The organism is Bacteroidia bacterium (assembly GCA_019695265.1).
Classification (GTDB): Bacteria; Bacteroidota; Bacteroidia; order JAIBAJ01; family JAIBAJ01; genus JAIBAJ01.
On the sequence record JAIBAJ010000046.1, the window covers coordinates 1 to 26,966 of the forward strand.

Sequence of the window (26,966 nt, forward strand, 5' to 3'; positions counted from 1 at the left end):
CAAAAGGAAAGCAGCTTTTCTGAGGTTCCTGCGCTTAGTTTTAAGGAGTACAGAAAAACGGATACCAGTTTAGTAATTACCTTAGAATTTACAGATGGAGATGGGGATTTAGGATTAGACGATGGCGATACAATTGCCCCATTTAATCAGGGTTCATTTGCCTATAACAACCTGTTTTTATACTTTCAGCAGCAAGTTAATGATAGTACATTCAGCTATTATTTAAACAATGGAACCGATACTATTCGCTTTTGGTATCGTTATAAAAACATAACCCCGGCAGGACAGAAAAAGGTATTGGAAGGCGAGTTAATTGCTAATCTGCCAGCGCCCTATTCAATACCGGGAATTGACAGCTTTAGGTTTGAAATTTTTATGCTTGATCGTTCACTAAACCGGAGCAAATCAATTTATACACCAATTATTAAATAATCTTAAGGTTCTAATTTATTGCATTTTTTGGGAAATCGACTCCTAAAGTGTTGCCTATTTTTGTAAAAAAAGAATGAACTTTCAAGTACTAATTTTAAGCATCTTGATAGGATTTTCCTTTCAAGCCTGTGGTCAAAAAAAGAAAACAATGCAAGAAACTCCTACACCTATAACCGATTCAACGAAGTATAACCCATTAACTCCACAGGAGAAATATGTTATTGAAAACAAGGGAACCGATTATCCATTTACGGGTCAATATACCAATTTAAAGGCCGAAGGATTATATGTATGCAGACGTTGCAATGCGCCCTTATACCGATCGAATGACAAATTTGAATCGCATTGTGGTTGGCCCAGTTTTGATGATGAAATTAAAGGGGCGGTGGAGCGCCATCCGGATGCAGATGGAAGCAGAACAGAAATTGTGTGTAAAAATTGTGGAGGACATTTAGGTCATGTATTCGAAGGGGAAGAATTAACATCAAAAAATGTTCGTCATTGTGTCAACTCCTCTTCCTTAAAATTCATTCCCAAAAATTAATTTTCCGTTATTTTAAATGGTGATAGGTCGCGATTTTGAAGGACATATTGTTTTTTGGCGGGTCCCTTTCGCAAAATTATTGGCACTTTTCCATTATTTATAATGGCTCAAGGTCGGGCTATCGGCTGTAGTCCTCGTCGTTCTCCATCCCGAAAGGGTTCGGGCCGGAGAACTCCTGTGGGCTACTTGCCTCTATCCCTACCCGATTAAACCCCCAACTAATGCATTTCAAAACAAACTTATTGAATTTCTGAGGTATTCACAACCGTTAATTCAGTAGCGTAATTATTGTTAATCCAATTATGCATATTCAGGTTACCATAAATATTCAACTGACCATTATCGGTGTAATAGATTTTTTGCCAAGAGGTGTAAAGAAAATTTGTTGAGGATTTTTCTATGCTCAAAGAAGTACAATAATAGTCGGCCTTTCGTAAGGAAATAACAATACGTTTTACGACCAGGTCTTCTTTATTGCTGGTATATGTAATAGTATATGCATCCTCAGTTTGGGTGGTATCTACATCATAGTGCAATTTCCAGGAAGGTCGATTCAAGTCTGATTCAGCTATTGGTTCCAATTCTTGCTCCCAATTCAAATTAGTTAAAGTTGCACTCTCACTTTTTTCTCCTTTGGTAACCTTTTTTATTACAGGCATACCTTGTTTGGAATGCACTTTAGCCTGGGCCTTAGCATAGGCTTTTAAATCAAAAAAATGCTTTGAACTATTAACATCCAAGACATTTTCTTTACAAGAAATAACAGAAAAAAGGGAAAAGAAACAGAGTATTAGGCTAAATATTTTTCTCATTTTAAATCGGCTACAAAGGTCAGATTTTTTCGCTGATGTTAAATTTATTTTTTCAATCGTGAAGTACCATAAATTATTCATTGAAATCCTTATCTTTGCTGTGTTTCCAATATATCCCCATTACTAATTCATTTTATGAAAAAAACAGGACTTCTCATTTGTTTACTTTTCATTGCTATTGCAAGTAACGCTCAAACCTTAACCTCCATCCGCAACATATTCCAAAACAAATGTATAAGTTGTCATAGTCCCGGAAATTTATCCGGCGGTTTAGATTTGAGTGGAAATAATTCATCTATTGTTTCCAATTTAGTTGGGGTAGTTGCGCAAAATTCAGTGGCATCAGCCCAAGGCAAAAAGCTGATAGATCCGGGGTATCCTGAGCGGAGTTATTTGTTAAGGTTATTAAACAGTGGAGGTTGGGAAAGTTATACCGAATACAATTTAGAAGCAGGAGAAAATCCCGGGAGTCACGAGAATTTGGTAACTTTAGAAAAAGAAGAATTGGAATTAATACGACAATGGACCTTATTTAATTGCAATCAAACAGCAACTGTTGTCAATGAGCAATTACTTTACAATTATTATCATGTAAATGGGTTACCAAGAATAAGTCAACCTGCAGCACCTGCGGCCGGGGAAGGATTTCAATTAAAATTTGGACCTATCTTTTTGGAGCCTGGAAAAGAAATTGAATACTATTTAAAACACGACTTAACCATTGATGAATCGATGGAAATTAAAAAGATAGATTGTAAAATCAATGATTACTCACATCACTTTTTGTTATTCAAGTATGAGCCCGGACAGCAGAATTCCATGCCCAATGGATTGCGTGAAGTGAATGTAAGCAATGTATTTCCTGACCAAACTACTTATCTGGTTACTTTTACCCGAAGCGATAGTTTAAATTTACCGGAAGGAACGGCTTATCGTTGGCCAAACAATACTGTTTTGGATTTAAATTATCACATCATCAATTATAATCAGGATTCAATATTCGCAGCCGAGGCGTATGTAAATGTTTACACCCAAACGGTTGGAACTGCTGAAAGAGAAATGTTTTCAAGAATTGTTGTTCCTACCAACAATTTGGCTGCACGTTATCTCATTATTCCGTATGGCCCTGATACTGTGACTTTTGCAGAGCCTGATTATACTTCCTACCAAGATACCGTTAATATTTGGATGCTAACTTCTCATACCCATTCCAGAGGCACTGATTTTGACATTTTCAAACGTACAGCTTCTGGAGAAAAGGGTGAAAAATTGTATGAAGGATTTTACAATGAAACCTACGAATTTTATGAAGGATATTACGACTGGAGTCATCCACCGATTCGATATTTTGACCCTTTGGTACCAGTAAAATCGCATGAAGGAATCATTTTTGAAGGTAAATTTTGCAACTATGGCCCTTTTGGGATTAGTCCGGTAGTAAACTTTGGCTTGACCACCACTGATGAAATGTTCATCTACTTTGTTCAGTACACCCGTGGAGGATATTTATGGAACAACGTTGGAATGGATCAAGCTTCAGTTCCACATCCAAGAATTTACCCAAATCCAGGATCGAAATGGATGTTAATAGAATCGGAACTTCCAACTATTAATGGGTTTGTTGAATGTCGCAATATGGTGGGTCAAAGTTTTTACCTAAAACCTACGGAATTAAAACAAGGCAGAACACAAATTGACGTATCTGGATTAACACCCGGTATTTACTTGATTAAAGATAGTCAAGGAAGTGTTCAAAAATTCATTAAAGGCCAATAAAAAGTGATTGGATAATTATTGCAATTGCTACCTTATGGTTTATCAATTTTAAGAACAGGCAAACAGCTTTTCTGTTTATAAGGGAGTCATTAGAATAAAAAGGAAAAGAATCAAACAAAGAAAGCTAACCGAGGAAGGTTAGCTTTCTTTGTTTAGGATAGGTTCTACTCCAAATCCCCATCCTTTAGATGGTTGAATAATGCCATGGTCAATAGAAGGAATAGGACAAGGGTTGTTATTAATTAGCCATGGCCCATCCAAATCAACAAAGTCGACCAAAGGTGATAGGCAATTGGCGGCCTGTGTAGCCAGGGAACTTTCTGTCATACTACCCAACAAGACCTTCAAATTGAGAGATTTAGCCATTTCTATCATCAACTTAGCCTCTAGAATTCCGGTAGCTTTCATCAGTTTAACATTTATTCCGTGAAAGGCATTGGCGGCAAATTCCAAATCGGAAAGGCGTTGAACCGATTCATCTCCAAAAATTGGGATTGGGCTGATGGATTTCAATTTAGAACTTTCTTCCAGCCATTCTTTTGGGAAAGGTTGTTCTGCCAGTATAACATTTTGAGTAGCTAGCCATTCCAATTCAGTTTGAGCCTGATCAAGGTTACTCCATCCCTGATTAACATCTACACAAATGGGCAATTGGCTTATCTTTCGAATTGCCCGAATCATCTCCCTATCCTGATTACCACCCAATTTTAGTTTAAATCGGAGGAAATCCTTGTTTTGAGAAGCGATTGTTTGAACCAAATCAGGAGGATGAATGCCAATAGTAAACGAAGATGGAATGGTTGGTGATATCAGAATATTAAGGAAATCCATGCAACTCTGTTGATTTTGCTTGGCTTGAAAGTCGTGCCATGCTATATCCATGCAAGCTTTAGCAGCATTATTTCCGCTTTTATGTTGATCCAAGTATAAATGGAACTCCTGAACAGATGTTTCCGGGGAAATAGTTTTCCAAGGAAAAGATTCAATAAATTCAATCACACTTTCCTGGGTTTCCCCTAAATAAGGAGGAAGAGAAGCCTCACCCCAGGCAGTAATTCCATTTAATTCCAGCTTCAAAAAAACGGCGGGTGTTGTAGTACGTCTGTGAATTGCCAGATTAAATGCATGATTTAGCAAGAAAGTATAAGGAAAAGTTTGTATATTCATTAATCGACAAACTTAGGACTTCATTCCCTAAATTTGCGAAACCATTAGATTACTTTATGAAAAACTGTTTGTTGCTTGTACTCCTGTTTTTAATGCCCAAATTGGGAATTAGTACAATCACCAAAACAGATAGCTTATTAAAATTGGTGGATTCCAAGAAAACTAATGGAATTGAAGAATGGAAGATTTTCAATGAATTAGCCTTAAGTTATATTGGAAATAATTATGATTCAGCGAAATACTATGCTCAAATTGGAATTGAAAAAGCAAATAGATTAAAGAACGACACCTTAGTAAACATTTCCTATCAAACCTTGGGAATTTTATATTCGAAAAGTGGGGAGGATCAAACTGCCATTTCCATATTGCATCAGGCCTTAAAGGATCCAAGCAATAAATTAGGAACAAAGCGAAAAGGAGAAATATACAGAAACCTAGGGAATTCATTTTACCACATATCTGTGTTTGATTCCTCCTTGACCTATTACTTCAACTCATTAGCTGAATTCAAAAAAGGAAAACATGAGAAAGAAGCCGCAGGGATATTCAACAACATAGGGAATGTTTATTATTTCAATGATGCAAAAACTGCCTTAAAGTTTTATCAAAAGGCACTTGACTATTATTTGGATGTAGAAGACTATGATGGTCAGGCCAAAGGTTATGGTAACTTAGGGTTGGTTTACAGTCGGCTCCACGACTATAAAAAGGCGGTAAAATTTTCCCAAATTGCTTTAGAAAAAGCCTTGTTAGCAAAGCTTTCTCCCTTGGCTTTATCTGGATACTACGTTAACTTAGGCTATTCGTATGATGAGTTAAAGGAGTATGACAAAGCCATTGAAAATATTTTAATTGGCCTAAAAATAAGAGAAGAACATAAAGAGCTAAAAGGAATAGCAGTGGCCAATTGCATGCTTGGTTCTGCATATTTTGATGCAAAAAAATGGGAGCAAGCCGATAGTGTTTTAACCATTGCTGTTGAGCAAGTTAGGAAAATGAATTTAAGGAGTTATCAATGGGAAGTATTACAAACCTTGTCGATACTCAATTACAGGAAAGGCAAAGAAGCAAAAGGTGATAGTCTAATAAATTTATCCAATTCTATAAGAGATAGTGTTATGTTGGAAGAGAAGCAAATGGCAATGAATGAAATGGAAACTAAATACGAAACGAAGGAAAAAGATGCCAAAATTCAACTTCTAACCCAACAAGGAGAAATTAAGGATTTGTATTTAATAATTGCCATTTCTGCATTTTTATTTTTGGCAACATTAACTCTTTTGATTTTTTTCATTCTAAGAAACAATGCCAAGAAAAACAAGCTATTGGAGGTTCAATACAAGGAAATTTCAAAACAAAAAAAGGAAATAACGGATAGCATTAATTACGCCAGAAAAATACAAACGGCATTATTACCTAAAGAAAGCCAGGTGAAGCAACTAATGCCAAAAAGTTTTGTTTACTATAAGCCAAAAGACATTGTTTCAGGAGATTTTTACTGGATTGAAAAAGTTAGTAATAATGAGATTTTGTTGGCAGCGGTGGATTGCACCGGGCATGGTGTTCCCGGTGCCTTTATGTCGGTAATTGGGATTAATTTACTCAACTCAGCACTTACGGAGCATAACATCACCCATCCTTCCCAAATATTAAATTTTATGAATGAAGGAATAAAAAACGCACTCCAAAAGAGCCAGTCAATAGATAACCTAAAAGACGGGATGGATTTAGCGCTTTGCAAAATCAACTTTGACACTGGGAGAATTCAATTTGCCGGTGCCAACAACCCAATGGTAATTATTCAAGATAGCAAAATAGCCTTAGTTAAGGGTGACAAATTACCTATTGGAGGAGAATTTAACCAAGGAAAACAGTATTCTAACCACGAATTCACTTGTAAGAGCGGTGATCGAATTTATTTATTTACGGATGGTTTTGGGGATCAATTTGGGGGTTCAGAAGGAAAGAAATTCAAGAAACAACGTTTATTAAATTTGATTGAGAGTTTTCAACATCTGGATTTAGACCAACAAATAGAAAAGCTTGATACAGAATTTAATGCCTGGAAAGGAGATCAAGAGCAAGTAGACGATGTTTTGGTCATTGGATTTCAACTTGCTTAGTACAAGCTTAATGTGCCAAATAGATGCTATACATCGAGTAAGGCTAATTCAAAAAGCGAGCATGCAGTCAAATCGAATGAAGTGGAAATATCCTCAAAAAAAATAGAATCGGAATTAAATACCCATAGGATTTTAGAGGATATTTTGAAATTGTCAGAATTCCTGTACTTTTGCCCCTGAAAATGAGGATACAGGTACTTAAATCCAAAATACACCGGGTAAAGGTAACAGAAGCCGACCTGGATTATATTGGCAGTGTGACCATTGATGAGAACTTAATGGATGCCGCCAATTTGATTGAGAATGAACAAGTTCACGTGTTAAATTATCGAAATGGTGAACGATTTATAACCTATGTAATTAAAGGAGAACGGGGGTCAGGAGTAATTTGCCTGAATGGACCGGCTGCTCTAAAAGTTTCGTTAGGAGATAATGTTATAATCCTTTCCTATGCCGAAATGGAATGGGAAGAAGCAAAGCTATTTAAGCCTTCGGTAATTTTTCCTGACACGGCTACCAATAGCCTAAAAGACTAATTTTGAATTCGAAAGCCCTTTCCATTCTTAAATACATTGGCCTTTTAGGAATTGGAGTTGGGTTGGTATTTCTTGCTTTTCGAGGAATAAATTTTCAGGAGATTTATTTTAGCATCTCCAATGCCGAATACATTTGGCTGTTGCCATCTTTTTTCTTTTCTATTATTGCTCATTACTCCAGGGCGGTACGATGGAATATCCTGATTGAATCACTAGGATATAAAACTTCCACATCAAATTCCTTCTATGCAGTTTGCATAGGTTATTTAGCCAATACGGCAGTACCTAGGCTAGGAGAAGTTACCAGGTGTTCTGTTTTGAATAAAACCCAAAAGGCTCCAATGGATAAACTAATTGGAACGGTAGTTTTGGAAAGAGTAATTGATGTTGTTATTGTATTTATCCTTTTATTTTCTCTGGTTGGTTTAGAGTACGATGTATTTGGAACATTTTTCTTAGAGTTATTAGGGAGTAAATTTGGCTTTTTGAAGAATATTTGGTTATCCGTTTCCATAGGTTTAATTGCAGGAGGGTTATTGACTTTTTTCTTCTTTAAAAAATGGGGATCTAGAATTCGAAGCTTACCTTTTTTGGGTAAACTATTTGTATTTATTGAAGGGATTTGGAATGGGTTATTAAGCATTAGGACCATCAACAGGCCTTATTTATTCATTTTTCATTCCTTTTTTGTTTGGGGAATGTACTTACTTTCAACCATGGCTGCTTTTCGATGTCTACAACCTACTTACAACCTTGACTTTGGAGAAGGGTTAGCAGTAATTGTAGCCGGAGGGTTTGGAATGGCAGCGCCTACACCGGGAGGAATTGGATCTTATCATTTGTTGGTAAGCGAAGTATTGACCATTTTTGGCATTTCAAAGGCAGATGGCTTGGCTGCAGCAACCTTAAACCACCTGAGTCAAACCATTTTTATCATTCTTTTAGGAGCGATTTCCTTTTTAATGCTCTTTCTTCAACGAACAAAAAATGATTGATTATTCAAAACATATTGAAGGCAAAATTCTGACTTGGGAACAACTTAAAAAGCAGTTGGAACAATGGAATTTTAAGGACCAATCAGTTGTTTTCACCAATGGTTGTTTTGATATTATTCATCAGGGACATATTGATTATTTGGCACATGCAGCCAGTTTAGGACATCAACTTGTCATTGGACTCAACAGCGATCAATCAGTAAAGCGACTAAAAGGAGTCAATAGACCCATCAATTCAGAATATTCAAGAGCAAAAGTTTTGGCATCTTTCATTTTCACTTCTGCTGTTGTTATTTTTGATGAAGATACGCCATTGGAATTAATAAATCTGGTTAAACCTGCCAAATTGGTTAAAGGTGGAGATTATTCCTTAGAGCAAGTCGTTGGAAAAGAATTTGCAGCCGAGACCATATTACTTCCATTTACACCTGGTTTTTCGACTACCTCAACCTTAGAAAAGGCAAAAAACAAATAGGGAATCGAATATTTTCAAAGGTTTTGGCTATTTATTTGAATTGAAATGTAGGAATTTCTTTCTTTTTTCGCTTAATTTGCCGTATGAAAAACCCCTTTAAAGGACTGATTGTATTTTGTTTCATTCCTTTGGTAGTCCATGCCCAAGACCCTTTTGAGATTGATCGTTCCAAACTAGACACTAGCAAACGAAACATAAAACGAATTGTCAATTTAAGTGTTTACTATATCGAACAACTCAAAAAAAAGGAACTACCTACCTCTGAATTTGATGCTGCCAGAGAATATTTATTCAAGGCAGAAATGGAATTAAAGGAAATTGACAAAATCAGAATTAACAATGCCAAGTACAAGCTTGATAAGGCTTTCTTAATTGAGGCTAAAAAAGAAAGAGATGCCAAATTAACCGAGTTGGCAACCACCCCTTTGAGTTATTTTTCATCGGAAGAGAAATCAATTTCAATTGGAGGATTTGTTGGAATTACCGGGGGAAAATACACCCAACCTGCTGGTATTTTAGGGGAATATCACTTAAGCAAGAACTGGTCGGCAGGAGCTTGGTTAGGATATTTTATGGAACAGCAACAAATTAAAAATTCATTTGAGACGAAGCCAACCTATTACAGTGTTGGAGAAAAAAACTACAAATTTAATTACATCAGTTTTGGAGCCCAGGGTAAATATAGGTTTTTCAACCCGGTTCATCCATTTTTAGGACTACCTGTTAAACATTTCCACCTTTTTGTTACTGCCGCTTTGGGATATAATTTATCCATCAATCGGGTTGCATTACAAAACGAATCGTATTTACAAAACAACCCTAGTAGAAATGGCCTGGCTTATGGAGTATGGCCTGGAATTCATTACCAAATGGATGACAATTTAGGAATGGATTTGGAAGCCGGATTTAGCAATATAGGATATGTTCGATTTGGAATAAATTGGAGAATCTTCACCCAACAAGAGAAGGAAATTATTCCAAGCACCAGAAACACCAGCTTTATTAAATAACCCTTTGAATTTCAGAAAATTAATCCATAATTGCATTGAAAAATTTCTTAAAATACAGCTATAAAACAGGTGGGCTAGTTACCCTGCTTTTGTCTTTTTCCACTTTAATTTTTGCTCAGGCCCCAACAGCTAATTTTACGATCGGCACTACAGAAGGATGTGCAACTTTGGTTGTTCAATTAAACAATACAAGTACCGGAGGTCCTTTCTCTAACGTTAGCTGGGATTTTGGCAATGGGAATACCTTAAGTGGAAATCCGGCATTAAATCCTGTTCTTAACAATCCTACCATCACCTATCCAACTGCAGGTACTTATACAGTGAGTTTAACAGTAACCAATGGATCAGGAACGGATACTGAAATTCAAACCTCTGCCATAACTGTTTTTGGCAGACCTACAGCGAACTTTTCGGCTAGCAGCACCTCAGGTTGTGCATCATTCACGCCTGATTTTACTGATTTATCTACAATTGGTGGTAGCGGTTCCCCGATTGTTTCTTGGACCTGGAACTTTGGAAATGGCCAATTTGGAACAGGTTCCAATCCGACTAATCCAACCTATAACCAATCTGGGGTTTATACTGTTAGCCTAAATGTTACTGATGCAAATGGATGTGAAAACACCCTAACACTAAGTAATTACATTACAATCACCGGACCTAATGCCTCCTTTTCAGCAACTCCAACTTCTAGTTGTACCCCTCCACTAACCGTTAATTTTACAAACAATAGCACCCCGGCAGGAAATTTAACTTATGCCTGGGATTTTGGAAATGGAAACACCAGTACAAGTGCCACACCTCCATCCCAAACTTATACGAATTCCCAGAATTATACCGTTTCTTTAATTGTTACAGATAATTTAGGATGTACAGATTCAGCGGGTCAGATAATAACCTTGCAGCCATATCAAGCAGAATTTCTCTTCCCCACCAGTGGATGTATCCCTTTTCAAGCCGCATTTAGCAATGCTAGCGATCCAGGCACCAACAGCTTTCAATGGAATTTTGGAGATCCCGGATCCGGAAATCAGAACCAATCCTTTTCACAAAACCCTTCCCATATTTTCAATACACCTGGGGTTTATACCGTTCGTTTAATTGGAAGAAACCTTCAAAACTGTACCGATACAGTCACCCACCAGGTAACGGTTTACGATCTTCCACAAATTAATGCTAGTCCTGCCGATAGCTTTGGCTGTTCTTTACCTTTTACCACAACCTTCCAAGACCAAACCAATGGTGCTACTACTTGGAATTGGTCATTTTATGATTCTGATGATCAATTATTGGGTGTTGGGAATACCCAGAATGCACCATTTACTTTTACCGAGGAAGACACTTATTATTTTATCCTTTCCGTTGTAGATAATCATGGTTGTAGCGAAACAGACACCATACCGAACGCTGTTCGAATTCTGCTGCCGGAAGCACATTTTACCACTGATACCCAAGGAGGTTGTTTCCCTCTTCCTGTAAATTTCACTGATTCTTCAACCTTTACTCCTGCAGCCAACAGTTGGTCGTGGAATTTTGGCGATGGAAGTTCAGGTAATGGCCCAATTACTTCCCATGTCTATCCTGACACCGGAATTTTTGATGTAATTCTAACTGTTACTAATTCACTTGGATGTACTGATACAACGCTCGTTCAAATAAAAGTAGGACAAAAACCTACTGCTATTTTTTCCTATAACCCGGATAGTGTTTGTTTTAGGACCCAAATTCATTTTACAGATGAAAGTACCGGTCCAATATCTGATTGGCAATGGAGTTTTGGATCTAATCAACAAAATCCAACAACTACCCTTCCGGATACAGGCTATAACGATGTTACTTTAACCATTAATCATAACCTCTGTTATGACGACACTACCGTTACTAATGCCATTTATTACATTCCTCCAAAAGCAATTATCGCTCTTCCGGATTCCGTATTTTGTAAGGAAGAACATCCTGTTTTTGTGCAACCCAGAGATTCTTCCCAATTAAGGGGACCAGGCATATTTCATTGGGATTTCGGATTTTCCGGTGTTGACAATGACACATCAAACCTTCAAAATCCGGCTGGAATGACCTATACTGATCCGGGAGAATATACCATTCAATTAATTGTGAAAGATACTGAAACAGGTTGTGTGGATACGGCAAGCAAAAAGGTAATACTCGACAAATTTGAGGTACTTCCTACTGTTATCACCTCTACCGGTTGCCAACCCTTTAATGCCCAATTTATTGGATTATTTAATGATGTAATTATTACCTCTGTTCAGGGATATGTTTGGAACTTTGGAGATTCCCCCTTTTCATTTCCTACAACGGATGCAAACCTAAGCCACATGTATACCAGCAGTGGTACATTTACAGCCCAGGTTACTGCTATAAACTCCTTTGGGTGTAGTGACCAGGCAACCGTAGATGTAACTGTAAGCCAGCGACCTGTTGCACAAATTTCTTCTTCAACTGCCTTAGTTTGTGCACCAGGACAAGGAATTTTCAATGATGCATCAACTGCCGGACCAGGTCAGACTATTACTTCATGGCATTGGAGAAACAGACAAAATATTCAAGGATCAAATTCAACATTTACCACCAATTATGCCTTTGTTTACCAAGATACCATTTCCTTGTATGTAACAGATGGTGCAGGATGTAACTCTGATACAGTTTTCTTCCCTGTTCAGGTTTCTAGGGCAACTGCAGCATTTGTTGCTCCTCCACAAGTTTGTAATAATTCCGCCTTTGTTTGCAACTCCACCCAATCCGGTGGTCCCGGCCCAATTCAATACACTTGGGATTTTGGAGATGGCACAACTGAAAACATTCCAAACCCTTCCCATTCCTACCAAGTTAACACAACCACCACCTTTCCAATTGAATTAATTGTTACTGATAACTTTGGATGCAAGGATACGGTAGTGAACAATGTGATGGTTTCAAGTCCACAGGCAGATTTTTCGGCTGGATTAACCGTTAGTCAATGCCCGCCATTTTTTGCTGAAATTTTTAATAATGCCAGCTCAGATGCTGTTCAAATTACCTATTTATGGGATGACGGAACTAACCCCACATTACAAAATGGAATTGATATTTCTGATACCGTTTCCCATGTATTCTCTACACCCGGTGTATACACGGTAACTCAAATTGTTACTACCCAAGCCGGCTGTAGAGATACACTTATTCTACCTGATTTAATAAAAGTAGGTGGACCAGCCGCCAGCTTTTCATTTTCTCCTACCAATAGTGATTGTGCTCCAGTAACGGTAACTTTTACAACCAATGGAGTAGCCAATGTTGAGCAATTTTATTGGGTATTTGGTGATGGTAGTATTGATACTACATCCGGGCCTTCAGTTACCCACACCTATAACATTGCAGGAGATTTTGCCCCTGTTGTAATTATTCGGGATTCGCTTGATTTAAATGCCGGCGATACCGTATATTGTTCAGTAACTGTCTTAGGAGACATTTTATCTATTCGAGGTCCGATCCTTAGTTTTGAGGCCGATTCAACTAAATTGTGTGGACCATACGGGGTTACCTTTACTAATAATACCAGCATTCCAACCGGAATTAATGTTACTTCATGGCTTTGGAATTTTGGAGATGGAAGCACTTCTTCCGATGCCAACCCTGGCACTCACCAATATACAACTGCAGGTAACTATACCGTTACCCTAACTGCTACTACCTCCGGAGGTTGTGTATATTCTTTACCAATTCCCAATTTTATTGAATTCTTCCAAGGTCCACCGCTTTCGTTTCCAAGCATTAACCTGAGCCAATGTCCTGACGCATGCATTGATCTTAATGTAAATTTTGCAGGTCTGCCATTGGGGGTAACCAATTACGAATGGAATTTAATTGACACTACTATTCCGAACCAACCAAGTGTAAGCTGGTGTTATACCAAAACCGGACTCTATGAACCAACACTGATGGTAGATTTTAGCAATGGTTGTTCTTTCAATTACAATACCAATGCCATTGTCAATGTTTGGAATACACCAATTGCATCGTTTACCTCCTTCCCCATTTTAGCAGGAAATAAAATTAAAGCGATGGAATTCACCAACACAACCCTTAATTCCGATAGCATAGTTTGGAATTTTGGGGATGGAAGTCCTTCTGAATTTACTGAAACTGTTACTCATGCCTTCAATGATACCGGTTGGTACGATGTTCAATTGATTGCATTTTCGGATAGTGGTTGTGCCGATACCGCTGTTTTCAAACTTCATGTCGAAGAATCTATTCAAGTTCCCAACGTTTTTACACCCAACGGTGACGGATTTAACGACCAATTTCAATTTAATATTCCTGGAGATACAGAGTGCCTTACCTTGGATGTTTACGACAGATGGGGTAAACTAAAATTCCATACCGATAAATTTAACAACGATTGGAACGGTACAGACCAGAAAGGAAACAAACTCAATCCGGATACCTACTTTTATATTCTGAATTTTTGCCGCAGATTTACCATTAACGGCTTCGTTATGATTATTTACGAAAATTAATTGGACAGTTGTTAGAAACTTAGGCAATCTATTGCTACAATTTTGGTTGGGCGATGTACTTTTGTGGTGTAAGATTTTACCATGCCATTAAAGTTACATCGCCCAATTGCATTCTTTGACCTGGAAACCACTGGAACGAGTGTTGGTTCAGACCGAATTGTTGAAATTTCCATTTTGAAAATATTTCCGAATGGTAACCAAGAAAGCAAAACCATGCGCATTAATCCTGAAATGCCAATCCCTCCGGGCTCGAGTGCAATTCATGGCATTTACGATGCCGATGTAAAGGATAGTCCAACCTTTAAAGAGGTGGCAGGCAACTTGTTGAATTTTTTGGACAACTGTGATTTTGCAGGTTACAACTCCAACAGTTTCGATATCCCATTGCTAACCGAGGAATTTATGCGTGTTGGTATGGATTTCGACCCAAAAACCCGTCGATTTGTAGATGTGCAAAATATCTTTCATAAAAAGGAACAGCGCACCTTATCTGCCGCTTATAAATTTTATTGCGATAAAGATTTAACCAATGCCCACTCTGCAGAAGCCGATATTATGGCAACGTGGGAAGTATTAGAAGCTCAATTGGCTAAATACACCGATTTGCAGCAAGATGTAGCCTGGCTTGCAGAATACTCTCAAAAGCACAAATCGGCCGACCTGATGGGAAGAATCATTTACAACGAAAAAGGTGAAGAAATTTTTAACTTCGGAAAGCACAAAGGCAAAACAGTTGAAAGTGTATTGAAATCAGAACCCAGTTACTACGATTGGATGATGCAAGGCGACTTTCCGCAATATACCAAACGTGTACTGACATCCATTCGACTACGAGGTTTAGGAAAATAATACCATGAAAATTATCTGCATAGGTCGAAATTATGTAGACCATATTAAGGAACTAAACAACACCATTCCGGATGAACCCGTTTTATTTCTTAAACCTGAAACGGCAATATTAAATCCAAGACTTCCCTTTTTCATTCCATCTTGGAGTAATGATATTCAATATGAAGCTGAGCTGGTACTTCGCATTTGCAAACCGGGCAAAAACATAGAAGCAGCTTTCGCGCACCGTTATTTTGATCAAATTACGGTGGGTATTGACTTTACTGCCCGAGATTTACAATCTAAACTTAAAGAAAAAGGATTGCCTTGGGAAAAAGCAAAAGCATTTGATAACGCCGCTGCTGTTGGTGAATTCAAACCATTTGCCAATTACCAGAATAATCAAGCAATTCGCTTTCATCTATCTAAAAACGGAAACATAGTTCAGCAAGGCGATTCATCTTGCATGATCAATGATTTTTCTAAAATTATTGAAGAAGCATCCAAATATTTTACCTTAAAGAAAGGAGATCTCATTTTTACAGGAACTCCGGCTGGGGTTGGTCCGGTAAAAGCCAATGACCGATTAGAGGCCTTCCTGGAAAACGAGTCCGTGCTTTCGTTTAATATCAAGTAACCCCATGAGTTTAAAACCCAAACCCGCCCAAAACTCCTTTACCATTTTAACAGAATTGGTATTACCCAACGATACCAATACCCTCGGAAATTTAATGGGAGGTCGTTTGTTACATTGGATGGATATTGCTGCTGCCATTTGTGCCCAAAAACATAGTCAACGTGTAGTTGTTACGGCATCGGTTAACAATGTAAGCTTTGATCAACCAATTCGCCTTGCCGATGTAATAACGCTTGAAGCAAAGGTTTCCCGCGCATTCAGCACTTCAATGGAAGTATTTATTGATGTTTGGGTGGAAAACCTGAGCACAGGCAAAAAAATCAAATGCAATGAGGCTATTTACACCTTTGTAGCGGTCGATCAACTTGGAAACCCAATCAATGTTCCGGCTGTAATTCCGGAGTCGGAAGAAGAGAAAAAAAGGTATGAAGGCGCTATGCGTCGCAGGCAATTGAGCTTAATATTGGCAGGTAAAATGAAACCGGAGGACGCCAACGAGCTGAAAGCCTTGTTTGGTGTTGGAAAATAGACCTACTTACATTCCGTTTTATTCAGATGGAAAATTTTTTCAATTCTTAGTATGCGGGCCCCCTCCGCCCTACTCTATTTTTGCTAAACCCAAAATTACCTGCAAGGCGTTCGGGTCACGCTATCGGCTGTAGTCCAAGCCAACTCCGCTAAACGCTGCGTTGGCTTGGAGCTACTTGCCTCTATCGTTGCCCGAGGTGCAATCTAAACGTTTAAGTTCTACACCAACTACCACGGCATCTATCCGCTTTCTGCAAGTGGACCTTCTTCGATTTAACCAATAGTTGTGGAGAAATGGACCAAAGCTTTTTGGGAAATTACCCTACTAAATGCCGATACAAAAGCGGTATGGTGAAATACTGCGAGGTTACGGTAGACTATTTCCAACTTTCATAAACCAAAAATTAAAACGTTTGTGACCCTACCCAGCTAATTTAGGGTGCTGCCTGGTGGGGTATCGTTCGGGTAGGGATAGAGGCAAGTAGCCCACAGGCCCACGCGGCCCTAGCCAAGTGGGCCGAGGACTACAGCCGATAGCCCGACCATGAGCCCATTGGTGAACGATTACATTTGAGCAAATGCCGGATGGGCGAATGGGACCCGCCAAAATACTAAAATAAATATCTAAAAATCAAACACTTAACTACCAAGCAGAACGTTGACGATCCAAACTATAAACCTTCCACACTTGCAAACCTAAACCCAATGCCATAAGAAAAGAACAAAAAACCAACATCGGATTTGCATATGGAAAATACCAGTAAAATATGCCCGCCAAACCTTGAAAAGCCAATACCAACTCATTGAATATCAAACCAATTAAAAACAGAACCAAGCCAATTGTGGAAATAGACTTTTCATTGAAACGATAAAAATAGGCTAACAAAAAAAGGCTGACACAAGCCAAAAATACCAGGTGCAAATACCCAATAACTATGGGACGACTTCCAAAAGCTAACTGAGAAAGGAATGGAAAACTCAAACCCAATTGCAAGACAAACTTGAAGGAAAATGCCATCAATGACAATAATAACAATCGTTTTGGCCATACGGATGGAAAGCCTATTTGAAAGGAACAAGAACGAATAGCAAGCAATATGATAAGCCAGGCAGCTAGTTGCAAGAATGCAGACAATCCGCTTAGCCAATAGACCCAAACAGCTTGAAAAAACCAAGAAACCGACAAGAAATAGGTAAAAAAGCAAGAGAAGAAAAACAGTTTAAAGGCTAGATTTATGGAGTTAGACGGAATACCCTTATGGAGCAGAAATTTAGCCAAAAGGCCCAGGATAGCGAAGGTAAACCAACCATTGTATTGAAAATGAAGGTACCAGTAAACCGAGGCCAGGTAAGAGGAAGGATTCATAGCTTTAGTCGCCATGGAAAATGCTAAAAACAAGGTACCTGCTGTAGAAAGTATATTAAAAAAGTTGGCTGCCAAAAGCCAGTTCAACCAAGTATTTTCCTTCAGAGAAACAGATTTTACACTTTGCCAAACCAGGAATGCGAACCAAAAAGAAATGGCAATGGAAAGGGTAGAAAAAACAATGGAAATAGGTCCATAACCTTGGTACAAAAAACTAAACAGCATTCCAAAGGCCAAAAAGCCATTGAATCGAAAAACAGGGATAAATTTTGTAAAGCTTATTGTTTGGTTTTCTTTGGTTATTTCGCCGGCAATCAGTATCATTAGAGCTTGAGTAACCCAAGCTGAAAATGCAAAATGAGAATGCGCATGCAACAAATTTTTATGAGTAAAAAATGGAAAAGGAAAGGCAATTTTATACCGAATAAGCAAGCCTAGCAAGGATACTATCCAAAAGCTAAACAATGCAAAATTCAGCCATTTTTTTCCGGCGGTTAGGAACATCAGACAAAGAACAAGGAATTAGCAAACAGAAGATGTGATTCCACTCATATTATTGAAATAAACCTTTCCTTTCTGAATACTTACTTCACCACGTTCATGCATATTTCGGATAGCTCTGATAACGGTTTCGACCCGAAGGCAAGTCATATTAGCGATTTGTTGACGGGTTAATTTCACCTTTCCGCAGTGGAGGCAAACATTGGAACGAGACTCACGCATGTATTTGAAAAGGGCTGCAATTCGTTCTTCCGGCTGGTGATTGAGTAGTTCCTTTAACAGATAAAACTTAAACCGAAGGCGGTGCACCAGGAGTTTAGAAAATGCTAAATGAATATCAGGATGTTCGGCGAGGAGTTGGTGAAACCTTTCTTTTGGCAATTTCAGCAAGATACTATCCTGCTCGGCCACTGCTGATGCGGCATAAGGTTCATCATCAAAGAGAGGAAATTCGCCAAAGCATTCGCCAGGTTCAATAACCGATTGCAGATATTCCTTACCATCCTCATTGATGTTTACCCAATTAACCCGGCCTTCGACCAATTGAAAATAATAGGAGCCCGGATTACCTTCCATAAAAATCATTTCGCCTTGAGAAACACGTTTATAAACTGCACCCATGGCCAATAACAAATCGATGTTTATCATGTGATTTTAATTGGACAAACCTATACCGACCAAAGATAATAATTTATGACTAGAATCCAAAGCAGGGATGAGCAAAGTCAGTTTAACGACACAAACAACTGAATTACAGAAAGTTAAACATCAAAAGCATGCCTAAAAATAAGACTCATTTTGGATTGAAAAAAAGTTTTATGATTGCACGCATAAAGCCATTTTACAGTCCGCTGTAACCTTGCATAAAATTTAATTTATCACTTATGAAACTACATTATTTATTCATGATAAGTTTTGCTACCGTTCTTCTACATTCATGCGGAGGAAATAGCAATACAGGAGTTGAAAATGAAAACACGGCAACGGAGGCTACAGAAACGGGTCAAACCGAGAATCCTTCTTATGATCCGAATCGAGGGGTAGGAAAGTTTACGGATGTACAAGTAAGTGACAAGTTGGATGGGAAGTTGGCAGATGAAGGGCAAAAGGTCTACGACGTAAAATGCAGCAGTTGCCACAAATTAAGTGGAGAAAAACTAGTTGGACCGGGATGGGAGGGTGTTACCAAACGCTTTTCGGCGGCATGGATAATGAATTTCATAACCAATACCGATGAAATGCTTAACAAGGATCCCAAAGCCCAGGCCCAACTTGAAATTTGTCTGGTTAGAATGCCCAACCAGAATCTAAGTGATCAGGAAGCCAAGGCTTTGTATGAGTTTATGCGAAAAAATGACGGCGTTAAATAGCTAAAAACCAATTCTTTAATCTTAAATACTTTTAATCATGAAAAATGTAACTAAAGTTGCATTAGGGACTCTTATTGTCCCAATTAGCCTGATGGTTTCATGCAAACCAAGGAATGCAACCAATGTTGTGAGTGGGGATGCTGCTCAAAAGGCATATGTTGCTCCGGGCAAATACGATGAATTCTACAACTTTGTATCCGGCGGGTTTAGCGGACAAATGAGCGTTTATGGCTTACCCAGCGGAAGGTTATTGCGAGTGATTCCTGTTTTCTCCATTGACCCTGAAAAAGGGTATGGATACAGTGAAGAATCAAAACCGATGTTAAACACCTCGCATGGATTTGTTCCATGGGATGATTTGCACCATCCGGAATTATCTCAAACCAACGGAGAAGTTGATGGTCGTTGGGTTTTTGGCAATGCCAACAACACCCCCAGGGTTGCCCGAATCGATCTTAAAACCTTTCGTACGGCCGAAATTATCGAACTTCCCAACAGTGGAGGAAATCACAGCTCACCTTTCATAACAGAAAACACTGAATATGTGGTTGCAGGAACCCGCTTCAGCGTTCCACCGGATTATCAGGATGGTGATGTACCTATTCAAACCTATAAATCAAATTTCAAAGGCCATTTGAGTTTTATTAAGGTAGATCCGGGTAATGGAAATATGGATTTGGCCTTCCAAATTCAATGTCCGGGAGTAAACTTCGACCTTTCCCATGCAGGAAAAAACAAATCGCATGGTTGGTTCTTTTTTAGCTGTTATAACACCGAGCAAGCCAATACCTTACTCGAAGTTAATGCATCACAAAGAGACAAAGATTTCATTCTGGCAGTGAATTGGAAAAAGGCAGAAGAATACCTGAAAGCAGGGAAAGGGAAGAAAGTAAGCACTGCTTATGCGCATAATGTATACAATGAAAAAACCCATACCGCAAGCTCTGAGATTAAAAGAGAGGTAATAATTCTTGACTCCAAAGAACTAAAAGACATTTGTTATTTCATTCCTTGCCCCAAATCGCCCCATGGCTGTGATGTTGATCCAAGCGGAGAGTACATTGTTGGAAGTGGAAAACTTGCGGCGGTAATTCCGGTATTCAGTTTTGATAAAATGCTAAAAGCCATAGATCAAAAAGCATTTGATGGCGATTATGACGGCATTCCGGTAATAAAATATGAAGCTGCATTGTATGGAGAGGTTGCTAAACCCGGTTTAGGACCTCTGCACACCGAGTTTGACGGAAAAGGTAATGCCTACACCTCCTTTTTTGTTTCAAGTGAGGTAGTAAAATGGAATATCAAAGATTTAAAAGTATTGGATAGAGCATCTACCTTTTACTCCGTTGGTCACTTGTGCATACCCGGTGGAGACAGTAAAAAACCGGAAGCAAAATATCTAATAGCCTATAATAAAATCACAAAAGACAGATACTTACCTACCGGTCCGGAACTTTCTCAGAGTGCCCAATTATTTGATATAAGTGGAGATAAAATGCAGCTTATCCTGGATTTCCCAACCATTGGAGAACCGCATTATGCCCAAGGAGTTTCGGCCGCCAAAATCAATAAAAACTCAACCAAATTCTTCAAAATTGATGAAAATGAAAACGCCTATGTTGCCAAAGGAGAAGGAAAGGCAAAAGTGGAAAGAAAAGGCAATGAAGTTCATGTTTACATGACTGCAATTCGTTCTCACTTTGCACCTGACAATATCGAAGGCGTAAAAATGGGGGATATTGTGTACTTCCATGTTACCAACCTAGAACAAGATTGGGATGTTCCACATGGATTTGCCGTAAAAGGCGCCTCCAATGCCGAACTATTAATCATGCCAGGTGAAACTCAAACTTTGAAATGGGTGCCGGATAAAGTTGGAATTTTCCCTATGTATTGCACTGACTTTTGCAGCGCCTTGCACCAGGAAATGCAAGGGTATGTTCGGGTATCACCGGCCTCTAGCAAAGTTCCATTAAGTTATTCTACCGGCAAAACCAATACAGAGCCGGCCACCAATTAACAACCTCCACACACAACCGGGTGGGATCTTTACCTGACCTTTCTTTGTCAAATTGAATACAGGCAATTGTCAGGTAATTTAAGTTAGGTTTCCTTTTTAACCCTATGGGAAACCTAACTTAAACCCACTCTTATTTTTGAGGTTGGGCTAATCTTTCATCCTCCAAATGTCTAAAGCCTTTCCAAATGGGAAGTCCGGACCTTTCCAAGCATCCAATTTTCGATATAAACCAACTTATTTTCTACTTGTGAAACCTTATAATCTAACAAAAACTACTCGAATCCTTTCTATTATCTCAGGAATTGCCTTATTGGTCGTGCTTTTCCTACCCATTTGGAGAATTGATTTGGAGGCGCCACAATATCCGGAGGGATTGGCCTTATTCATTCATGCCAACGATTTAAAAGGTGATGTAGAAATCATCAATGGACTCAATCATTACATCGGAATGAAGCAATTACATACCGAAGATTTCCTTGAATTCAAAGTTCTTCCATACTGCATAGTATTCTTTTCCATTTTATTCTTGAGTGTCGCCCTATTTAATCGAAAAAGACTCTTCTATCTCGCCTTTAGTCTGTTCGTAGTTTTTGGAGTTGGTGCGATGGTTGATTTTTGGAAATGGGAATATGATTATGGGCATAACCTTTCCCCTGGAGCTCCCATTGTAGTGCCCGGCATGGCATATCAACCTCCATTAATTGGATTTAAGCAGCTTTTAAATTTTGGGGCATACTCCTTCCCTCATATCGGAGGTTACCTCTTTATTGTATCGGGTTTATTGCTTGCGATTGGCGTATATTTGGAATGGACCTTCAAAAACAAATCCAACGCTAAGCCAATTCTATCCATTACATTTCTGGCATTTACCCTTCTTTTCTCCGGTTGTGAAACCAAACCCGAAAAAATTATCATCACTAAAGAAAACTGTGAATACTGCAAAATGACCATCATGGATGCCCGATTCGGTGCAGAACTCATTACACCAGGAGGGAGAATTTACAAATTTGACGATCCCATTTGTTTAAAAAACTACCTAAGTTCCAAAAAAATCGACGCAAACAGCGGATATAAACTATACTTCACAGAATTTGAACCTCCCTACGATTTAATCCCTTCCAACCAATGCTTTTGGGTAGAAAACGACTCCATTGCCGGTCCTATGCAAGGTAAAAAGTTGAATTTTAGATCGGCGGATAAACAAAGCTATTGGATCAAATTATTAAATGGGAAACCAGGACGATGGTAAGCATATGAAACACTTGCATTCCTTGTTTTTACTGACCTTTTTGGTGCTTTCCGTTTCCGTTTTAGGGAAAAAATGGGAAGTTGGTCCGGGTTTACCTCTTCATTCTATTAAAAAGGCCTTAACCTTATCTCAACCTTTCGACACCCTATTTATTCAACCCGGAATTTATAAGGAAGGAAACATTGCTATCCATAAACCGATTTTTATCCTTGGCAAATCCAAACCCATTCTGGATGGAGAAGGAAAATTCGAAATTCTCTCCATTTTCGCTTCAAAGGTCCATATTGAAGGATTATGCGTACGAAATTCCGGTCATTCCAGTGTCAATGATTTTGCAGGCATTAAAATTTACAATCAAAAGCAGGTATGTATACTTAACAATGACTTACAAAACTGCTTTTTTGGTATATATTCCCAAAATTCCAGTCAATGTCAAATTGAAAATAACCACCTACTCTCCGCATCCATTCAAGAACAACAAAGCGGAAATGGTATCCATTGTTGGAAATGTTCTTTGATGAAAATTACAGGAAACACTATTCAAGGACATCGGGATGGAATTTATTTTGAATTTGTTTCCAATTCCTTTATTTGGCATAACCTTTCAACTCAAAACTTAAGGTATGGCTTACACTTTATGTTCTCCAATCAAGACACCTATCTGGGAAATCATTTCCTCAATAACGGTTCCGGAGTTGCTGTCATGTTTTCAAACCATGTAAAAATGTACTACAATGTATTTGAAGAGAACTGGGGTGATGCATCTTATGGTTTATTACTCAAAGAAATTTCGGATGGTGAAATTTTACGGAATGTTTTTATCAAAAACACCAGTGGAATTTTCATGGAAGGAGCGAGTAGATTACTTATTCAGGATAACCGCTTTCAGTCAAACGGCTGGGGAATGAAAATACAGGCCAGTTGCATGGATTTAACTGTATTTCACAATGGATTTTATGGAAACACCTTTGATGTTGGCACCAATGGAACCTTATCATTAAACCGTTTCTACCAAAATTATTGGGATAAATACAAAGGCTACGACCTCAATAAAGATGGTCTCGGCGATTCTCCATTCCGTCCTATAAGTCTATTTAGTGTTGTCATTGAAAACAATCCCCCCTCCCTCCTACTTTTTCGAAGTATGGTAGCCGGATTGATGGATGAATCGGAAAAACTAATTCCTTCCCTCACCCCACTTGATTTATTTGATGATCAACCCTTAATAAAACCATTAAAACCATGATCAGGGTTAGCAATCTTGACAAATCATTTGGAAAGTTAAAAGCCTTAAACAAGGTCCAATTCACTGCCGAAAAGGGCGAATGTATTGCCTTGCTTGGCCCCAATGGATGCGGAAAAACCACCCTAATAAAATGCTTACTTGGTATGGTTATTCCGGACAATGGTACTATTCTCATTAAAGGTGAATCGATTCAAGGAAATTGGGAATACAAAAAACAGATGGGCTATATGCCTCAAATTGGACGATATCCGGAAAACATGACTATTGAACAATTGTTCACCATGGTTACCGACTTGAGAAAATCAAATACCGATTTGGATCTCGAATTGGAAAATGAATTTCAGATAAAAAAAATCCAACACCAATTGCTTGGTCAATTGTCCGGAGGTACCCGTCAAAAAATTAGTGCATGCCTGGCCTTTCTATTTAATCCGGATATTCTTATTCTAGACGAACCTACCGCAGGTTTAGATCCTTTGTCCTCTGAAATCTTGAAAAGTAAAATTCAAAAGGAGGTAAAAAATGGAAAAGTTGTATTAATAACCTCCCACATTCTAAGTGAATTAGACGATTTGGTTTCCCATGTCATGTATATGGAAGAAGGCAAAATACACTTTCAAAAAACCATGGAGGAACTAAAAAAAGATACCGGAACCGACCGCCTGAACAAAGCTATTGCCCACTATTTAAGGAAGCAGTTGATATGAGAAAAATAATCAAATACATACTCATAGATATCCTTAAGAACAAAACCTTGTTGGGATACACCTTCCTGCTTCTCGGCATTAGTTTAACCGTTTTACAGTTGGAAGATTCCACTCAAAAAGGCTTATTAACGTTACTAAATTTGGCTTTATACCTGGTTCCACTAGTAACCCTAACCTTTTCAACCACTTACATCTACAATAGCGCAGAATTTATTGAGGTCCTCGTTAGTCAACCTAACCAAAGAAATACCATCTGGATTGGATTATTTTGGGGACTAAGCTTATCTTTCTCTATTTCTTTCTTTCTTGGAATTGGCATTCCTGTATTGTTCTTCATCCCCTTTTACCTTGGCATTTTATTTATAGGAATAGGGCTTAGTCTTTGCTTCGTATTTGTTTCTCTTGCCATGGTTGTTTCAGTATACACCAAGGATAAAGCCAAAGGTTTAGGCTGGTCATTGCTTGTTTGGATGGGGATGTCAATACTTTTCGATGGACTTCTATTATTTTTAACCTATCAATTATCCGAATATCCGATTGAAAAATACATGGTTGGTTTTGTTATGCTTAACCCCATTGATTTGGCCCGAATAGCTATTATTTTGAAGTTGGATATTTCAGCAATTCTTGGCTATTCAGGTGCCTTATTTCAAAGTTATTTTGGGTCTACTTTTGGAATAGCTTTGTCAGGAATATCTTTGCTTATCTGGATAATTCTTCCCCTTACTCTTTCTATAAGAAAATTTAGAACCAAAGATTTATAACATGAAAAAGGAACTTAGCACCGTAACCGAAATCAAATGGATGGTGGATGAATTTTACGAGTTAGTAAAGAAGGATGAAATTTTGGCTCCCTTTTTTTCAAAAGTCAATTGGGAAAAACACCTGCCTACCATGTATAAGTTTTGGGAAAACACCTTGTTTTATACCGGTAGCTATTCAGGCAATCCCATCCTATCGCATCAGAAACTTCATCAGAAAAACCCTTTACATGAGGAACTTTTTTCCAGGTGGCTTGCCCTCTTTATTCAAAACCTGGAAACTCATTTCGAAGGCGAAAAAATGGAATTGGCTAAGCAAAGAGCCACCAGCATCTCCACCGTCATGATGATTAAAATTCTACCTTTCCCAGGCCAATAGAAAGCCTATCTTCGCACCAAATTAAACGTATGAAAGTTGAGATTTGGAGCGACGTTATGTGTCCATTCTGTTACATTGGTAAACGAAAATTTGAACTTGCCCTGCAAGCCTTTGACCAACCAGACAAGATTGAAATAGAATGGAAAAGCTTTCAGTTAAACCCCAATTTAATAAGCCAACCTGATTCTATTTCCATTCACCAATACTTGGCAGAAGCAAAAGGTTGGCCCCTAGAAAAAGCCATACAACTAAATCAACAGGTTGCCGAAATGGGCAAGGAAGTTGGATTGGATTTTCATTTCGAACTCGTTAAGGTAACCAATACTCTCTTGGCTCACCGGTTCTTGCAATTAGCCAAAAGCCATGAAATAGGCAACCAGGCCAAAGCTGAGCTTTTTCGAGCTCATTTTGTGGAAGGAAAAGCCGTTGACCAGGAAGAAACCCTACTCGAAATTGGCAAAACTATAGGCCTACCAGAAGACTCTATTCGCTTGCTCTTTCATTCCGATAGTTATTTGGATGAGGTAAGAAAAGACCTCTACGAAGCACAACAACTCGGAATTCGGGGTGTGCCCTTTTTTGTATTTGACCATAAATTTGCCGTTTCCGGTGCACAAAGTCCCGAGATTTTTATCCAGGCTTTAAAAAAAATGAAGGCAGAAGCTAGTATCGCATAATTTATATAGCTGATTACAAATTAATTACAGTCGATTTAGGCATTTTTAGCAATACCCCCTTCCCATTGACGTTGTTCTAATAAACCACACGTCATGAGAATCCTTTCCCTTCTAGCTGCACTTATCCTAGGGATAAATGCTTTAGCACAAAAAACAGTCCTGGTTCATAATGTGTATTTTAAACAGGGTCAGGTTGGTTTGGATGAAACCCAAAAACAAATTCTGGAATCCATTGCCCTGAAAATTCAACCGGGGCAATGCATCATGATTTTCCCACTTACGACAGAAGGGAGCACACGAGATA

Annotated in this window: 25 protein-coding genes; 21 read left to right on the forward strand and 4 right to left on the reverse strand. The window is 38.5% G+C overall.

The window, feature by feature from the left end:
* Positions 1-432, forward strand: a 432-nt coding sequence (locus K1X82_08330; GenBank protein ID MBX7182104.1) for a hypothetical protein, incomplete at its 5' end; no start/stop codon positions are given.
* 73 nt (positions 433-505) lie between these two features.
* Positions 506-976 (forward strand): methionine-R-sulfoxide reductase, encoded by a 471-nt coding sequence (locus tag K1X82_08335; protein MBX7182105.1) that lies wholly within the window; start codon positions 506-508, stop codon positions 974-976.
* Positions 977-1,215: 239 nt separating this feature from the next.
* On the opposite strand, the gene K1X82_08340 is transcribed toward K1X82_08335, so the two are convergent.
* Positions 1,216-1,788 (reverse strand): hypothetical protein, encoded by a 573-nt coding sequence (locus tag K1X82_08340; GenBank protein ID MBX7182106.1) that lies wholly within the window; start codon positions 1,786-1,788, stop codon positions 1,216-1,218.
* A gap of 135 nt (positions 1,789-1,923) precedes the next feature.
* Between K1X82_08340 and K1X82_08345 the strand changes: the two genes are divergently transcribed.
* Entirely contained in the window at positions 1,924-3,564 is a 1,641-nt protein-coding gene (locus K1X82_08345; GenBank protein ID MBX7182107.1) for a T9SS type A sorting domain-containing protein, read from the forward strand.
* A 138-nt stretch (positions 3,565-3,702) separates the two neighbouring features.
* Here K1X82_08345 and K1X82_08350 read toward each other — a convergent pair whose 3' ends face one another.
* Positions 3,703-4,731, reverse strand: a complete 1,029-nt coding sequence (locus K1X82_08350; GenBank protein MBX7182108.1) for a dipeptide epimerase — start codon at positions 4,729-4,731, stop codon at positions 3,703-3,705.
* Between the two features lie 56 nt (positions 4,732-4,787).
* Between K1X82_08350 and K1X82_08355 the strand changes: the two genes are divergently transcribed.
* From K1X82_08355 to K1X82_08395, 9 genes are all read left to right on the forward strand, one after another.
* Positions 4,788-6,854, forward strand: coding sequence for a SpoIIE family protein phosphatase (locus K1X82_08355; protein ID MBX7182109.1), 2,067 nt, complete (start codon positions 4,788-4,790; stop codon positions 6,852-6,854).
* A gap of 182 nt (positions 6,855-7,036) precedes the next feature.
* Positions 7,037-7,390: an aspartate 1-decarboxylase gene (locus tag K1X82_08360; protein MBX7182110.1), complete on the forward strand. Its 354-nt coding sequence runs from the start codon at positions 7,037-7,039 to the stop codon at positions 7,388-7,390.
* 2 nt (positions 7,391-7,392) lie between these two features.
* Positions 7,393-8,385 (forward strand): flippase-like domain-containing protein, encoded by a 993-nt coding sequence (locus K1X82_08365; GenBank protein ID MBX7182111.1) that lies wholly within the window; start codon positions 7,393-7,395, stop codon positions 8,383-8,385.
* On the forward strand, positions 8,378-8,860 hold the full coding sequence (locus tag K1X82_08370) for an adenylyltransferase/cytidyltransferase family protein (GenBank protein MBX7182112.1): 483 nt from the start codon (positions 8,378-8,380) through the stop codon (positions 8,858-8,860). Before K1X82_08365 ends, K1X82_08370 begins: the two co-directional genes overlap by 8 nt.
* An 83-nt stretch (positions 8,861-8,943) precedes the next feature.
* On the forward strand, positions 8,944-9,870 hold the full coding sequence (locus K1X82_08375; GenBank protein ID MBX7182113.1) for a porin family protein: 927 nt from the start codon (positions 8,944-8,946) through the stop codon (positions 9,868-9,870).
* Positions 9,871-9,905: 35 nt separating this feature from the next.
* A complete protein-coding gene (locus K1X82_08380; protein MBX7182114.1) occupies positions 9,906-14,393 on the forward strand; it encodes a PKD domain-containing protein in 4,488 nt (1,495 codons plus the stop codon).
* Between the two features lie 81 nt (positions 14,394-14,474).
* Positions 14,475-15,242, forward strand: coding sequence for a 3'-5' exonuclease (locus tag K1X82_08385; GenBank protein ID MBX7182115.1), 768 nt, complete (start codon positions 14,475-14,477; stop codon positions 15,240-15,242).
* 4 nt (positions 15,243-15,246) lie between these two features.
* Positions 15,247-15,858, forward strand: coding sequence for a fumarylacetoacetate hydrolase family protein (locus K1X82_08390; GenBank protein ID MBX7182116.1), 612 nt, complete (start codon positions 15,247-15,249; stop codon positions 15,856-15,858).
* A gap of 4 nt (positions 15,859-15,862) precedes the next feature.
* Positions 15,863-16,387, forward strand: a complete 525-nt coding sequence (locus K1X82_08395; GenBank protein ID MBX7182117.1) for an acyl-CoA thioesterase — start codon at positions 15,863-15,865, stop codon at positions 16,385-16,387.
* 642 nt (positions 16,388-17,029) lie between these two features.
* On the opposite strand, the gene K1X82_08400 is transcribed toward K1X82_08395, so the two are convergent.
* Positions 17,030-18,256, reverse strand: a complete 1,227-nt coding sequence (locus tag K1X82_08400) for a hypothetical protein (protein MBX7182118.1) — start codon at positions 18,254-18,256, stop codon at positions 17,030-17,032.
* Positions 18,257-18,274: 18 nt separating this feature from the next.
* Entirely contained in the window at positions 18,275-18,901 is a 627-nt protein-coding gene (locus tag K1X82_08405) for a Crp/Fnr family transcriptional regulator (protein MBX7182119.1), read from the reverse strand.
* A gap of 236 nt (positions 18,902-19,137) precedes the next feature.
* Here K1X82_08405 and K1X82_08410 point away from each other — a divergent pair, with 236 nt between their 5' ends.
* The 9 genes from K1X82_08410 to K1X82_08450 all read left to right on the forward strand — a co-directional run.
* A complete protein-coding gene (locus tag K1X82_08410) occupies positions 19,138-19,623 on the forward strand; it encodes a cytochrome c (GenBank protein ID MBX7182120.1) in 486 nt (161 codons plus the stop codon).
* 37 nt (positions 19,624-19,660) lie between these two features.
* Positions 19,661-21,643, forward strand: coding sequence for a Sec-dependent nitrous-oxide reductase (gene nosZ, locus K1X82_08415; protein MBX7182121.1), 1,983 nt, complete (start codon positions 19,661-19,663; stop codon positions 21,641-21,643).
* A 166-nt stretch (positions 21,644-21,809) separates the two neighbouring features.
* Entirely contained in the window at positions 21,810-22,892 is a 1,083-nt protein-coding gene (locus tag K1X82_08420) for a hypothetical protein (GenBank protein ID MBX7182122.1), read from the forward strand.
* Between the two features lie 4 nt (positions 22,893-22,896).
* Positions 22,897-24,138 (forward strand): nitrous oxide reductase family maturation protein NosD, encoded by a 1,242-nt coding sequence (gene nosD, locus K1X82_08425; protein MBX7182123.1) that lies wholly within the window; start codon positions 22,897-22,899, stop codon positions 24,136-24,138.
* Complete coding sequence (locus K1X82_08430; protein MBX7182124.1) at positions 24,135-24,845, forward strand: ABC transporter ATP-binding protein; 711 nt, start codon at positions 24,135-24,137, stop codon at positions 24,843-24,845. The genes nosD and K1X82_08430 overlap by 4 nt, the downstream gene beginning before the upstream one ends.
* Positions 24,842-25,609, forward strand: coding sequence for an ABC transporter permease (locus tag K1X82_08435; GenBank protein MBX7182125.1), 768 nt, complete (start codon positions 24,842-24,844; stop codon positions 25,607-25,609). Before K1X82_08430 ends, K1X82_08435 begins: the two co-directional genes overlap by 4 nt.
* A gap of 1 nt (position 25,610) precedes the next feature.
* A complete protein-coding gene (locus K1X82_08440; protein ID MBX7182126.1) occupies positions 25,611-25,985 on the forward strand; it encodes a group III truncated hemoglobin in 375 nt (124 codons plus the stop codon).
* A 29-nt stretch (positions 25,986-26,014) separates the two neighbouring features.
* Positions 26,015-26,662, forward strand: coding sequence for a DsbA family oxidoreductase (locus K1X82_08445; GenBank protein ID MBX7182127.1), 648 nt, complete (start codon positions 26,015-26,017; stop codon positions 26,660-26,662).
* 93 nt (positions 26,663-26,755) lie between these two features.
* The coding region (locus K1X82_08450; protein MBX7182128.1) for a hypothetical protein at positions 26,756-26,966 on the forward strand (211 nt) is incomplete at its 3' end.

Coding starts and splice junctions, on each gene's coding strand:
- K1X82_08335 (MBX7182105.1), top strand. CDS start 506: ATGAACTTTCAAGTACTAATTTTAAGCATCTTGATAGGATTTTCCTTT.
- K1X82_08340 (MBX7182106.1), bottom strand. CDS start 1,788: ATGAGAAAAATATTTAGCCTAATACTCTGTTTCTTTTCCCTTTTTTCT.
- K1X82_08345 (MBX7182107.1), top strand. CDS start 1,924: ATGAAAAAAACAGGACTTCTCATTTGTTTACTTTTCATTGCTATTGCA.
- K1X82_08350 (MBX7182108.1), bottom strand. CDS start 4,731: ATGAATATACAAACTTTTCCTTATACTTTCTTGCTAAATCATGCATTT.
- K1X82_08355 (MBX7182109.1), top strand. CDS start 4,788: ATGAAAAACTGTTTGTTGCTTGTACTCCTGTTTTTAATGCCCAAATTG.
- K1X82_08360 (MBX7182110.1), top strand. CDS start 7,037: ATGAGGATACAGGTACTTAAATCCAAAATACACCGGGTAAAGGTAACA.
- K1X82_08370 (MBX7182112.1), top strand. CDS start 8,378: ATGATTGATTATTCAAAACATATTGAAGGCAAAATTCTGACTTGGGAA.
- K1X82_08375 (MBX7182113.1), top strand. CDS start 8,944: ATGAAAAACCCCTTTAAAGGACTGATTGTATTTTGTTTCATTCCTTTG.
- K1X82_08385 (MBX7182115.1), top strand. CDS start 14,475: ATGCCATTAAAGTTACATCGCCCAATTGCATTCTTTGACCTGGAAACC.
- K1X82_08390 (MBX7182116.1), top strand. CDS start 15,247: ATGAAAATTATCTGCATAGGTCGAAATTATGTAGACCATATTAAGGAA.
- K1X82_08395 (MBX7182117.1), top strand. CDS start 15,863: ATGAGTTTAAAACCCAAACCCGCCCAAAACTCCTTTACCATTTTAACA.
- K1X82_08400 (MBX7182118.1), bottom strand. CDS start 18,256: ATGTTCCTAACCGCCGGAAAAAAATGGCTGAATTTTGCATTGTTTAGC.
- K1X82_08405 (MBX7182119.1), bottom strand. CDS start 18,901: ATGATAAACATCGATTTGTTATTGGCCATGGGTGCAGTTTATAAACGT.
- K1X82_08410 (MBX7182120.1), top strand. CDS start 19,138: ATGAAACTACATTATTTATTCATGATAAGTTTTGCTACCGTTCTTCTA.
- nosZ (MBX7182121.1), top strand. CDS start 19,661: ATGAAAAATGTAACTAAAGTTGCATTAGGGACTCTTATTGTCCCAATT.
- K1X82_08420 (MBX7182122.1), top strand. CDS start 21,810: ATGTCTAAAGCCTTTCCAAATGGGAAGTCCGGACCTTTCCAAGCATCC.
- nosD (MBX7182123.1), top strand. CDS start 22,897: ATGAAACACTTGCATTCCTTGTTTTTACTGACCTTTTTGGTGCTTTCC.
- K1X82_08430 (MBX7182124.1), top strand. CDS start 24,135: ATGATCAGGGTTAGCAATCTTGACAAATCATTTGGAAAGTTAAAAGCC.
- K1X82_08435 (MBX7182125.1), top strand. CDS start 24,842: ATGAGAAAAATAATCAAATACATACTCATAGATATCCTTAAGAACAAA.
- K1X82_08440 (MBX7182126.1), top strand. CDS start 25,611: ATGAAAAAGGAACTTAGCACCGTAACCGAAATCAAATGGATGGTGGAT.
- K1X82_08445 (MBX7182127.1), top strand. CDS start 26,015: ATGAAAGTTGAGATTTGGAGCGACGTTATGTGTCCATTCTGTTACATT.